Here is a 12596-nt window from a genome sequence, read left to right on the forward strand (position 1 = left end):
TGAAATACAAAACGCCCGATGCGGTGCATCGAGCGTTTTAACCTGAAATAACTGTCAACCTATTTCAGGACTTGACACGTCGGTAATTGCCGAAAGCGCTCTGGCTTACTGGTTCGGCAGGAACACCCACATCTTGCCGCTCTGACGCATACGTCCGGCCAGATCACCCGCATCGTCGCCCAATCCCCAGAAAAAGTCCGCGCGAACGCCGCCCTTGATCGCACTGCCTGTGTCCTGCGCGAACATCAAGCGGTTGATCGGCGAATTGGCCTGCGGCCCGAACGGCGGACGCGTCGTCGACAGGAACACGGGGCTGCCCAGCGGGATCGACGCCGGATCGACGGCAATCGAGCGCTCTGCCGTCAACGGCACGCCCAGTGCCCCGATCGGGCCTTCAATGCCGCCCACGCCATGGTTTGGCATCTCGCGGAAGAAAACGAAGCGCGGATTCACATCAAGCAGAGCATCCACGCGCGACGGGTTCGCGCGCGCCCAGGCACGAATGCCCTGCATCGTCGCCTGCGCCGCCGTGATCTCGCCGCGATCGATCAGCCAGCGGCCAATCGACTTGTACGGCTGATCGTTGTTGCCGCCGTAGCCCACGCGCATGATCGAACCGTCGTCGAGCACGACCTGACCGGAGCCCTGAACTTGCAGGAAGAACGCCTCGATAGGGTCGTCGACATACACCAGCTCGTAGCCTCGCAACATGCCGCTGCGCATCAGTTCGGCACGGGCGGGAAGCGATCCGGCCTTGCGTCCGGCGGGCCATTTGTATAGCGGCGTCTGGTAGACCCCGCTTCGCACGCGCGAGCCGTGGAGCAGCGGTTCGTAGTAACCGGTGATCAGGCCCGTCTGCGTCCCATCGGAGTTCGCGATGCGAAACGGCGTAAAGTACTGCTCGAAGAACTGACGGACGGAGGCCGCGTCGAGATCGTCAAGCTGCTCGGAGGCCCGGCAAGCCGGTTGCCACTTCGCCTGACGGCCCAGTTTCACGCAGGTTTGCGCCAGCGCGAGACGCGCGCCGATCAGGGAATCGTCCTGCCAGCCGTCGACGTCGGCCCATGTCACGGCCTGCATGCGTCCTGCACCGGCCGGAGGCGTCGCCACATTCGAAGGCGGAACGCCTGGACGCGACGGGGTCGACGGGGGCACACTCGAACAACCATAGAGCAATGCGGCAAACGCGGCGAGCGCCAGGCCCCGGCCGGCGCGCCACCGCCCGAACACATTCAGGAAGAGCGTCATGAGTAATCTGTTCGATGAATATCCGGCCTTGCTGGTGTTGCCGGAGGTGTTGCTGGCGATCGTGATCGTCGCCGCTATCGTGATCCTGCGACGCAAGCCATCGCCCGGACGCAGGGTTCGCCAGATGCGTGCCACCCGGCCGATGCCGAGCGATACGGTGGACGGGGTGGATCCCGTGAACCCACGCGACGCGTCCGGCGATCCTCTCAAGAAGGAAGACTGGTCCGACGACCGTCGCTGACGCGCCAGTCTGTCGAACCGCGCAAACAGTGCACGCATGCCCGGCTCAGTGGAGCGTGCGCGGCATGGTCAGCGCGAATTCCGCGATGGGCGCTTCGAAGCGCGTGCCGTCCTCCGCCACACAGAAGTACTCGCCGCGCATGGTGCCCACCGGCGTGGCGACCATCGCCCAGCTCGTGTATTCGAACTGTTCGCCCGGCTGGAGGAACGGCTGATGTCCGACCACGCCCAGTCCGTTTACTTCCTGCACCTTGTTGTCACCGTCGGTAATCACCCAGTGACGCGAAATCAGCTGTGCCGGCACCTCGCCGCTGTTGCGGATGGTGATCGTGTAGGCGAAGGCAAACTGCCTCCGATCCGGTTCCGATTGTTCCGGGAGGTACTGCGGACGCACGGTGACGGTAAATTCGTACTGGCTCATCGGGTGTTCCTGTAGCGCATGCGTGCTCTCTGATGTTGTTCTGGTCTGACTCTTATGGGACGGCGGCGGGTTCCAGCAGCGTGACAGGTGAAAAACACAAATGCTGTCCCGTTTTGCAAGGCATTCTGCGGCAAGTCGTCGCGGGTCGCAACCAGCAAACGCCCGCCGAATGTCACCCAAACACTCGCCCAACACCCCCGAGACGCTCCGGCGTCGAACTTAGCACCGAATCTTTCGTTGTATCCCACGGAAAGGCTTTCCGGCCGGGGTCTCCGGCACGCAACGGGCAAGCGTCATGTGAAAGCTTTAAAATAGCGCTTTTACGCCTTCCCCCTTGCCCTGCCATGACGCAATTCTGTATCGCCCCCAGCATCCTGTCCGCCGACTTTGCCCGGCTGGGCGAAGAAGTCCGTAACGTCGTGGCGGCGGGCGCCGACTGGATTCACTTCGACGTAATGGACAACCATTACGTTCCCAACCTGACGATCGGCCCGATGGTCTGCGAAGCCATTCGCCCGCACGTGGATGTGCCGATCGACGTGCACCTGATGGTGCGCCCGGTCGACCGTATCGTGCCCGACTTCGCCAAGGCCGGCGCCAATCTGATCACTTTCCACCCGGAAGCCTCGGAACACGTGGACCGCACGCTGAGCCTGATTCGCGACAATGGCTGCAAGGCCGGTCTCGTCTTCAACCCGGGCACCCCGCTGCATTACCTCGATCACGTGATGGATCGCCTGGACATGGTGCTCATCATGTCGGTCAACCCCGGTTTCGGCGGTCAGTCGTTCATTCCGGAAGCACTCAATAAGCTGCGCGCGGTACGTGCCCGGATCGACGCGTACACCGCCGAGACCGGCCGTGAGATCCGTCTCGAGATCGACGGCGGCGTGAAGGTCGACAACATCGCCGAAATCGCGGCGGCAGGCGCGGACACATTCGTCGCAGGTTCGGCCATCTTCGGCAAACCCGACTACAAGGCGGTAATCGATCAGATGCGCACCCAACTCGCGAGCGTCGCATGATCCAGAATCCGCATCTTCAGCTGGACGGCATCCGCGCCGTGCTGATCGACCTCGACGGCACGCTCGTCGACACCGCAGGCGACTTCGGTGTCGCATTGAACGCCATGCTCGCCGACCTCGGCGCCGAACCGGTGCCGGTCGAGCGTCTGATGACGTTCGTAGGCAAGGGCACGGCCAACCTCGTGCGCAAGACGCTTGCCGAACGTTTCCCCGAGTCGGACATCGACGGGCTGTTCGACCGTGCGCAAGACAAGTACGAAGCCGTCTACACGTCGATCAACGGCGAGAACACGGTGCTCTATCCGGAGGTGCGCGAAGGGCTCGCCGCGTTGCGCGAAGCCGGTCTGCCGGTGGCCTGCATCACGAACAAGCAGCATCGCTTCGCGGTCGACCTGCTCGCACACTATGGCCTGAGCGATCAGTTCGACCTCGTGTACGGTGGCGACTCGTGGCCCAAGCGCAAGCCGGACCCGATGCCGCTCGTCAAAGCGTGTGAAGTGTTCGGTGTGACGCCCGCACAAACGGTGCTCGTCGGCGACTCGGGCAACGACGCGCAGGCCGCCCGCGCCGCAGGCTGCCGCTCACTTACGGTGCCGTATGGCTACAACCATGGCGAATCTATACAAACGATCGACACGGATGGTATAGTCGCCTCAATTCTGGGCGCTGCCCGGGCGATTCTGCCCAAAGCGACGTCCGCACTGGCGAACTGAATTCGTCATCTTCCACACTGCATTCAAGCAATGTTCCTGAACAAGAAACGGAGTCTTAGCGTGATCGACCGGGGGGCCTGGCCCTGGCGACGCTGGTCCTGCTGAACCCTTCCCAAAGGGGTGGCCGGGACCGCCGAAGCTCGTCTTCGGCAACCCGTTTCTTGCATCGTTGTTGTTCCCAAGAAGTCATCAATCGGCGCGCCGTCCCGTACGGCGTGCGGATTCGTCGAGACGCATCGTTTCTTCGGCTTTCGTCGAACCCTCGCGGTCGCATCCCCGATGCGCACGGGTTCGCTGCGAACCGGTGCGCCGCGACGTGGGTCAGCACATCCCACCCCGACACGACTCAGGTATTCTCAACGCCAATCCACGCCGATTCTGCGGGACCGCCCGCCGGCAAACTTGCAGGCAGAGTGCAACATGACCGAACTCGAATTCAAATCGCTGGCCAATCAGGGCTTCAACCGCATTCCGCTGATCGCAGAAGCCTTTGCCGATCTCGACACCCCGCTATCGCTTTATCTCAAGCTCGCGTTGGGGGACCGTCGCGGTGCGAACACCTTCCTGCTGGAGTCCGTCGTCGGGGGCGAGCGCTTCGGCCGTTACTCCTTCATCGGCCTGTCCGCCCATACGCTGTTGCGCAGCTTCGGCCCGAAGACCGAAGTCGTGCGCGACGGCGCCGTCGTCGAGACGCATGAGGGCGACCCGCTCGAATTCATCACCCAGTTTCAGGCGCGCTTCAAAGTGGCGCTGCGCCCGGGCATGCCGCGTTTCTGCGGTGGCCTTGCCGGCTACTTCGGCTACGACGCCGTGCGCTACATCGAGAAGAAGCTCGCGCACACCGCGCCGCACGACGACCTGAATCTGCCGGACATCCAGTTGCTGCTCACCGAAGAACTCGCTGTGATCGACAACCTGACCGGCAAGCTGTACCTCATCATCTACGCCGACCCCACACAGCCAGAAGCCTATTCGAAGGCGCGTCTGCGCCTGCGCGAGCTGCGCGCGCGCCTGAAAGCGCCGGTCGACGCCCCCGTCACGTCCGGCAGCGTGCGCACCGAGACCTTCCGCGAATTCGCCAAGCCTGACTATCTGGCCGCCGTCGCCAAGGCGAAGGAAGCCATTGCCGCCGGTGAACTGATGCAGGTGCAGGTCGGCCAGCGCCTCATCAAGCCGTACCGCGACGCCCCGCTCTCGCTTTATCGTGCGCTGCGCTCGCTCAACCCGTCGCCGTACATGTACTTCTACAACTTCGGTGACTTCCAGGTCGTGGGCGCATCGCCGGAGATTCTGGTGCGTCAGGAACGTCGTCAGATGCCGGACGGCGAACACGAGATCGTGACGATCCGTCCGCTCGCAGGCACGCGTCCGCGCGGTTCAACGCCCGAGCGCGACGCCGAACTGGCGAAGGAATTGCTTGGCGATCCGAAGGAAATCGCCGAACACGTGATGCTGATCGATCTGGCTCGCAACGACGTGGGCCGCATCGCGCAAACCGGCACCGTCGAAGTCACCGACAAGATGGTAATCGAGAAGTACTCGCACGTGCAGCACATCGTGAGTTCTGTGGAAGGCCGCCTGCAACCGGGCCTGTCGAACATCGACGTATTGCGCGCCACCTTCCCGGCTGGCACGCTCACCGGCGCACCGAAAGTGCGTGCGATGGAGCTGATCGACGAACTCGAACCGGTCAAGCGCGGCCTCTACGGCGGCGCGGTGGGCTATCTGTCGTTCGGCGGTGAAATGGACGTCGCCATCGCCATTCGCACCGGTGTGGTGAAGGACGGCAATCTGTACGTGCAGGCCGCCGCTGGCATCGTGGCCGACTCGGTGCCCGAGTCGGAATGGCAAGAGACGGAGAACAAGGCGCGCGCCGTGCTGCGCGCGGCCGAACAGGTGCAGGACGGACTCGACGCAGAGTACTGATCCCTGCACCCTCACACCGCTGCACCAATGTGAAGCGCATTGCCGTTTAAAACGCAACACGCTTCCCTACATTGCATATCGGTGACGCTTCACCCGGAAAGGCCTCGAATCGACGCTCTAGTCGATTCGAGGCCTTTCTTGATTTAGCACAACCGTTCGCTTTTTTCGACCGCTTTGGTATACGCCGATTGACGTCACCCACGATATAGTTAGGTGTCCGTCGGGAGGTCGAAGCTTCTATGGCGAAACCATGCAATCCACGTATGCGTTCTGGCATCGCGAATACCCCAGCGATGTCCCCAACGTCCGTCAGATCCGATCGGCCCAATAGCCGCATTGGGCACAGGCCCCTCATATCGATCACCGCCGCGCTTGCCGCTGCCGTGCTCAGCGGCTGTATCTCGATGGCGCCCACTTACGAGCGCCCCGCCGCCCCTGTCTCCAATGTGTGGACGCCGGACGCTAGCGCCTCACCCGCCACGGCTACGGCACAACCTGCGTCCGCGCTCGACTGGCGTGAGTACTTCGCCGATCCGCAGTTGCGCAGCCTCATCGACACCGCCCTCGCGAACAATCGCGATTTGCGCGTCGCGTTGGCGCGTGTGGAGCAGGCGCGCGCGGTGTACGGCATTCAACGCGCCGATCTATTTCCTTCTGCTGGCATCGGCGCGAGCGGCACACGGCAACGTCTGCCCGGTGACCTGAGTCTCACCGGCAATCCCTACATCAGCAGCCAGTATCAGGTCGGTCTCGGCCTGTCGACATGGGAGCTGGACTTCTGGGGTCGCATCCGCAATCTGAAAGACGCCGCACTCGACGACTTTCTCGCATCCGACGCCTCGCGCCGCGCGCTGGAACTCAGCCTGATCTCGCAAGTTGCGCAGACGTGGCTGAGTCTGCGCGAATTCGACGAACGCATCGCGCTCGCCCAGCAAACGGTCGACAGCCGCGCCGAGTCGCTGCGCATCTTCACGCGACGCGAGCAAGTCGGTTCGACGTCGAAGCTCGATCTCACTGAAGTCACCACGCTCTGGCAACAGGCACGGGCGCTCGTCACGCAACTCGAACAGCAACGCGCAGCGCAAGCGCACGCGTTGCAAGTGCTTGTCGGCGTGCCCATCGATACCTCACCGCAGGCGCTTGATCGCACAGTCGACGATGCCCGCCTGATGCGCGATCTCGACCCCGGCTTGCCGTCGTCGTTGCTGGAGGATCGTCCGGACATCATCGCGGCCGAGTATCAACTGCGCGCAGCGCACGCCAACATTGGCGCAGCTCGCGCGGCATTCTTCCCGCAGATCACGCTGACGGGCTCCGTCGGCACGGCAAGCAGCGCGCTCGACGGTCTGTTCAAAGCGGGCAGCGCGGCGTGGACCTTCACACCCAGCATCAACATTCCGATTTTCCAGGGCGGACGTCTCGTCAACAATCTCGATCTGGCCGAAGCGCGCCGCGTGGAGTCGGTGGCGAATTACGAGAAGACCATTCAGGGCGCATTTCGCGACGTCGCCGATGCGCTGAGTGCACGCCGCTGGCTCGCCGAGCAGGTGACGATCCTGCAAGCGACGCAGGACGCGCAGGCGGAACGCGCACGTCTCGCCAAGCTGCGTTACGACCACGGGGCCGCCGCGTTCCTCGAAGTGCTCGACGCTCAACGCGACCTCCTCGCCATCGAACAAACCACGGTGCAGACGCGACGCGCGCTGCTTTCCGCACGCGTATCGCTCTACACGGCGCTCGGCGGCGGCAGCCGACTCATGCCCGCGGCCGACACCCCCTCGGGACTGTTCGGACAAACGCCCCGCGTCATCGAGCCATCGCCGGGCACGGCGAACACCGCGCCGACCGTCCAATAAATTAAAGAGGTCATAGAAGATGACACTTCTTAATACGAAAAATCTGGCCAAAAAACTCGTTCCGGCCCTGATCGTGCTCGTCGCGATCGGGCTGGGATGGTACGGATGGAAGACCTACAGCCACACCGGCCCGGGCGATGGTTTCGCCAGCGGCAACGGACGCATCGAAGCCACTGAAGTCGATATCGCGACGAAGATGGCCGGGCGCGTCGAAGCCATTTACGTGCGCGAAGGCGACTTCGTGAAGGCGGGGCAAGTCCTCGCCAAGATGCAGATCGACACGCTCAACGCTCAGCGCGACGAAGCCCGCGCACAGTATCAACAGGCCGTGACCAACGTCGCCGCGATTCAGGCGCAAGCCGCCGCACGCCTGTCGGACAAGGCGACTGCCGAAGCCAACGTGGCTGCACGCGAGGCCGAACTCGACGCCGCACAACGCCGCCTCTCGCGCTCGGAAACGCTGTCGAAGGAAGGGGCATCGTCGGTGCAGGAGCTCGACGACGACCGCGCACGTGTACGCAGCACCCGCGCCGCCGTCACCGCAGCCAAGGCGCAGGTCGCCGCCGCGCAATCGGCCGTGGAAGCGGCTAACGCGCAAGTCACCGGGTCGAAATCGACGGTCGAAGCCGCGCAGGCCACCATCAGCAGGATCGAAGCCGACATCACCGACAGCGAACTCAAGGCACCGCGCGACGGACGCGTGCAGTATCGCGTCGCGCAGCCGGGGGAAGTGCTCGCGGCGGGCGGTAAGGTCCTCAACCTCGTCGACCTGTCGGATGTGTACATGACGTTCTTCCTGCCCGAAGCCGTCGCGGGACGCCTCGCGATGGGCGCCGAAGCCCGCATCGTGCTCGACGCCGCGCCGCAGTTCGTCATTCCCGCCAGCATCTCGTTCGTCTCCAGCACGGCGCAGTTCACGCCGAAGACTGTCGAGACCGAGAGCGAGCGCCAGAAGCTGATGTTCCGCGTGCGCGCGCAGATCGCGCCCGAACTGCTGCAACAACATCTGAAGCTCGTGAAGACCGGTCTGCCCGGCGTGGCATGGGTGAAGACCGACAGCAAGGCAGAGTGGCCAGCCCAGTTGCAGACCAAGCTGCCGCAGTGAGCCGCGCATCATGACGGACTCATCCTCACCTGAGAACGGCAAACACACGCCCGGGCGCGGCGCACCGCCGGTCGTCCATGTCGTTGACGTTACGCTGAAGTACGGCCGCAAAACGGTCGCGCTCGATAGCGTCTCCATCGACATCCCGGCGAACTGCATGGTCGGGCTGATCGGGCCGGACGGCGTCGGCAAATCGACGCTGCTCTCGCTCATCGCAGGCGCACGCGCCGTGCAGACGGGCACCGTCGAAGCGCTCGGCGGCGACATGGCAAGCAAAGCGCATCGTGACCTCGTGTGCCCCCGCATTGCCTACATGCCGCAGGGGCTAGGCAAGAATCTGTATCCGACGCTCTCCGTCGAGGAGAACCTGCAATTCTTCGCGCGCCTGTTCGGTCACGACGCCGCAGAACGACGCCGCCGCATCGACGACCTCACGCGAAGCACCGGTCTGCATCCGTTCCTGGATCGTCCGGCGGGCAAGCTCTCCGGCGGCATGAAGCAGAAGCTCGGTCTGTGCTGCGCACTGATCCACGACCCCGATCTTCTGATTCTCGACGAGCCGACCACCGGCGTGGACCCGCTCGCACGCGCGCAGTTCTGGGATCTGATTGCGCGCATCCGACGCGAACGTCCGGCGATGAGTGTGATCGTCGCAACCGCCTACATGGACGAAGCGCAGCGTTTCGACTGGCTCGTCGCCATGGACGCGGGCAATGTCCTCGCGACCGGCACACCGACTGAGCTGCTCGCCCGCACGCAGCGCGAAAACCTCGAAGCCGCCTTCATCGACCTGCTGCCGGAAGAAAAGAAACGCGGCTACGAGCCGGTCGTGATCCCGCCGTTGCATATCGACGAACACACCGAAATCGCCATCGAGGCCAAAGGGCTGACGATGCGCTTCGGCGATTTCGTCGCCGTCGATCATGTGGACTTCCGGATTCGTCGCGGGGAGATCTTCGGATTCCTCGGCTCGAATGGCTGCGGCAAGTCGACCACGATGAAGATGCTCACGGGCCTGCTGCAAGCGAGCGAAGGACAGGCGTGGCTGTTCGGTCATGAAGTCGACCCGAGGGACATCGACACACGCCGGCGCGTGGGCTACATGTCGCAGGCGTTCTCGCTCTACACCGAACTGACGGTGCATCAGAACCTCGTACTGCATGCGCGACTTTTCCACGTACCCGAGGCGGAAGTTGACGCACGTGTCGAAGAGATGGTGCAGCGCTTCGGACTGGCCGACGTGCTCGACGCGCTGCCCGACAGCATTCCGCTCGGCATGCGTCAGCGTCTGTCGCTGGCCGTGGCGATGGTGCACAAGCCCGAACTGCTGATCCTCGACGAGCCGACGTCTGGCGTCGATCCGATTGCGCGCGACAACTTCTGGCGTCTGCTCGTGGCGTTGTCCCGGCGTGACCGCGTGACGATCTTCATCTCCACGCACTTCATGAACGAGGCCGACCGCTGCGACCGCATCTCGCTGATGCATGCGGGCAAGGTGCTCGTCTCCGATCCGCCCGCGAAGATCACGAAGGACAAGGGCGCGGACACGCTCGAACAGGCGTTCATCGAATATCTGGTGGAGGCCGGTGGCGGCACCCCGGAAGCTCCTGCGACGCCGACGACGGAAGTGGCCGACACCGATGCGACACCCCCACACGCGAAGCTCAAGGGTTTCTCACTCGGCCGGATGATCAGCTACCTCTGGCGCGAGACGCTGGAGCTGCAGCGCGACCCGGTGCGCGCCACGCTTGCGCTGGTCGGCTCGCTCGTGCTCATGCTGGTGATGGGGTACGGCATCAGCATGGACGTCGAGGATCTGCGCTACGCGGTGCTCGACCGCGACCAGACCACGATGAGTCAGAACTACGCGCTCAACATCGCGGGGTCGCGGTACTTCATCGAACAGCCCCCCATCACCGATTACGACGACATGGACCGCCGCCTGCGCGACGGCGAACTCGCGCTGGCCATCGAGATTCCGCCGGGTTTCGCGCGCGACGTGTCGCGCGGCAAAGCCGTGCAGATCGGCGCCTGGATCGATGGCGCGATGCCGATGCGTGCCGAAACCGTGCAGGGCTACGTGCAGGGCATGCATCAGAACTGGCTGGCCGATCAGTCCTTGCGACGGCTCGGCGTCAAACCGACGGCGTCGCTCGACATCGAGACGCGCTTTCGCTACAACCCTGACGTCAAGAGCCTTCCTGCGATGGTCCCGGCCGTGATTCCGCTGCTGTTGCTCATGCTGCCCGCGATGCTCACGGCGCTCTCCGTCGTGCGCGAGAAGGAACTCGGCTCGATCCTGAATCTGTACGTGACGCCTGTCACGCGCACGGAATTCCTCATCGGCAAGCAGATTCCGTATGTGGCGCTCGCCATGCTGAACTTCCTGCTCATGGCGCTCATCGCCGTGACGCTCTTCGGCGTGCCCATCAAAGGCAGCTTCCTGACGCTGATTACGGCGGTCTTCATTTTCAACGTGGTGGCCACGGGTATCGGCCTGCTTGCGTCCACCTTTACCCGCAGTCAGATCGCGGCCCTGTTCTTCACGATGATCGGCACGATGATTCCGGCGATTCAGTTCTCCGGCATGCTCACGCCGGTGCCGTCGATGGAAGGCTCGGGCCGGTTCATCGGCGAAATCTATCCGGCGACTTACATGCTGATCATCAGTCGCGGCGTCTTCAACAAGGCGCTCGGCTTCGGCGATCTCGGTAACGCCTTCTGGCCGATGCTCATTGCCGTGCCCGTGATTCTGGGCGCGACGGTCCTGCTGCTCAAGAAACAGGACAAGTGATGGCCAGCCCGAACGCACCGCAAGCCTCTCCCTCCACCGCGCATGACACCAGCGCCACGCCGCCGCGTCGCAAGCATCCGTGGTTGCGGCACGTCGCGAACATCTACCGGCTCGGCGTAAAGGAGCTATGGAGTCTCGTGCGTGACCCGATGATGCTGGTGCTCATCATCTACACGTTCACGGCGTCGGTCTATTCGTCGGCCACGGCGCAACCCGAGACGTTGCACATGGCGCCCATCGCCATCGTGGACGAAGACGCCTCCCCGCTCTCGCAGCGCATCGTCTCGGCGTTCTACCCTCCGCAGTTCACCACGCCGCAGATGATTACGGCAGACGCCGTCGACCGGGGCATGGACGAAGGCGCGTACACGTTTGCGCTGAACATCCCGCCGAACTTCCAGCGCGACGTGCTGGCGGGACGCGCGGCCGAAGTACAGCTCAACGTCGACGCCACGCGCATGAGTCAGGCGTTCTCGGGTAGCGGCTACGTACAGCAGATCGTGTCGGCGGAAGTGCGCGAATTCCTTCAGCGATACCGATCTACGCCGGAGTTGCCCGTCGACCTGGCGTTGCGCGTGCGCTTCAATCCGACGCTGGAGCGGGCGTGGTTCGGCGCACTGATGCAAATCATCAACAACATCACGATGCTGTCGATCATTCTGACGGGCGCGGCACTGATCCGGGAGCGCGAGCACGGCACCATCGAACATTTGCTCGTCATGCCGGTGACACCGACCGAGATCATGCTGGCGAAAGTGTGGTCGATGGGACTCGTCGTGCTGATGGCGGCGGCCATGTCGCTATGGCTGATCGTGAGTGGCGCGCTGCACGTGCCGATCGGCGGGTCGGTGGCGTTGTTCCTGCTCGGGGCGACACTGCACCTGTTCGCCACTACGTCGATGGGCATCTTTCTCGCGACGCTTGCGCGCTCGATGCCCCAGTTCGGCATGTTGCTGATTCTGGTGCTGCTGCCGCTGCAAATGCTCTCGGGCGGGAACACACCGCGCGAAAGCATGCCGAAGCTGGTGCAGGACGTGATGCTCGCCGCGCCCACGACGCACTTCGTCGAACTGGGTCAGGCCATTCTGTTCCGTGGCGCCGGGATCGGCGTCGTGTGGGTGCAGTTCGCAGCGCTTGCGGTCATCGGCGCGGTGTTCTTCGCCTTCTCGCTGCGGCGTTTTCGTCGCACGCTCAGTTCGATGGCATAACGAGGGCCCGACGCCGGTCTCCCCCTCTGGTCAGCCATGCGCTGGTCAGTCTCCGACGCG

At 63.6% G+C, this 12596-nt stretch carries 10 protein-coding genes; 8 read left to right on the forward strand and 2 right to left on the reverse strand.

The genetic code is table 11. From position 1 onward, the window contains the following. Window positions 1–105: 105 nt before the first annotated feature. Complete coding sequence (gene mltA, locus PAN31117_RS24525) at window positions 106–1248, reverse strand: murein transglycosylase A (protein ID WP_150740489.1); 1143 nt, start codon at window positions 1246–1248, stop codon at window positions 106–108. Here mltA and PAN31117_RS24530 point away from each other — a divergent pair. Then, window positions 1247–1489 (forward strand): hypothetical protein, encoded by a 243-nt coding sequence (locus PAN31117_RS24530; RefSeq protein WP_150740490.1) that lies wholly within the window; start codon window positions 1247–1249, stop codon window positions 1487–1489. The genes mltA and PAN31117_RS24530 overlap by 2 nt on opposite strands. A 45-nt stretch (window positions 1490–1534) precedes the next feature. On the opposite strand, the gene apaG is transcribed toward PAN31117_RS24530, so the two are convergent. Then, window positions 1535–1909 carry a Co2+/Mg2+ efflux facilitator ApaG/CorD gene (gene apaG / locus PAN31117_RS24535; RefSeq protein ID WP_039393382.1) on the reverse strand — a complete coding sequence of 125 codons (375 nt, stop codon included), beginning with the start codon at window positions 1907–1909 and terminating at the stop codon, window positions 1535–1537. Window positions 1910–2253: 344 nt separating this feature from the next. On the opposite strand from apaG, the gene rpe reads away from it, so the two are divergent. The 7 genes from rpe (at window position 2254) to PAN31117_RS24570 (ending at window position 12536) form a co-directional block, all read left to right on the forward strand. Beyond that, the gene (rpe, locus tag PAN31117_RS24540; RefSeq protein WP_150740491.1) at window positions 2254–2934 is read left to right on the forward strand and encodes a ribulose-phosphate 3-epimerase; all 681 of its coding nucleotides are present in this window, start codon (window positions 2254–2256) and stop codon (window positions 2932–2934) included. Next, window positions 2931–3647: a phosphoglycolate phosphatase gene (locus PAN31117_RS24545; protein ID WP_150740492.1), complete on the forward strand. Its 717-nt coding sequence runs from the start codon at window positions 2931–2933 to the stop codon at window positions 3645–3647. The genes rpe and PAN31117_RS24545 overlap by 4 nt, the downstream gene beginning before the upstream one ends. Before the next feature lie 420 nt (window positions 3648–4067). Further along, window positions 4068–5573 (forward strand): anthranilate synthase component I, encoded by a 1506-nt coding sequence (trpE, locus tag PAN31117_RS24550; RefSeq protein WP_150740493.1) that lies wholly within the window; start codon window positions 4068–4070, stop codon window positions 5571–5573. A 404-nt stretch (window positions 5574–5977) separates the two neighbouring features. After that, window positions 5978–7429, forward strand: a complete 1452-nt coding sequence (locus PAN31117_RS24555) for an efflux transporter outer membrane subunit (RefSeq protein WP_246189245.1) — start codon at window positions 5978–5980, stop codon at window positions 7427–7429. A gap of 19 nt (window positions 7430–7448) precedes the next feature. Next, window positions 7449–8534 (forward strand): HlyD family secretion protein, encoded by a 1086-nt coding sequence (locus PAN31117_RS24560; RefSeq protein ID WP_150740495.1) that lies wholly within the window; start codon window positions 7449–7451, stop codon window positions 8532–8534. A 10-nt stretch (window positions 8535–8544) separates the two neighbouring features. Further along, entirely contained in the window at window positions 8545–11328 is a 2784-nt protein-coding gene (gene rbbA, locus PAN31117_RS24565; RefSeq protein ID WP_150740496.1) for a ribosome-associated ATPase/putative transporter RbbA, read from the forward strand. Between the two features lie 83 nt (window positions 11329–11411). Beyond that, on the forward strand, window positions 11412–12536 hold the full coding sequence (locus PAN31117_RS24570) for an ABC transporter permease (RefSeq protein ID WP_150661976.1): 1125 nt from the start codon (window positions 11412–11414) through the stop codon (window positions 12534–12536). Window positions 12537–12596 lie beyond the last annotated feature (60 nt).

Source organism: Pandoraea anapnoica (genome assembly GCF_902459765.1).
Taxonomy (GTDB): domain Bacteria; phylum Pseudomonadota; class Gammaproteobacteria; order Burkholderiales; family Burkholderiaceae; genus Pandoraea; species Pandoraea anapnoica.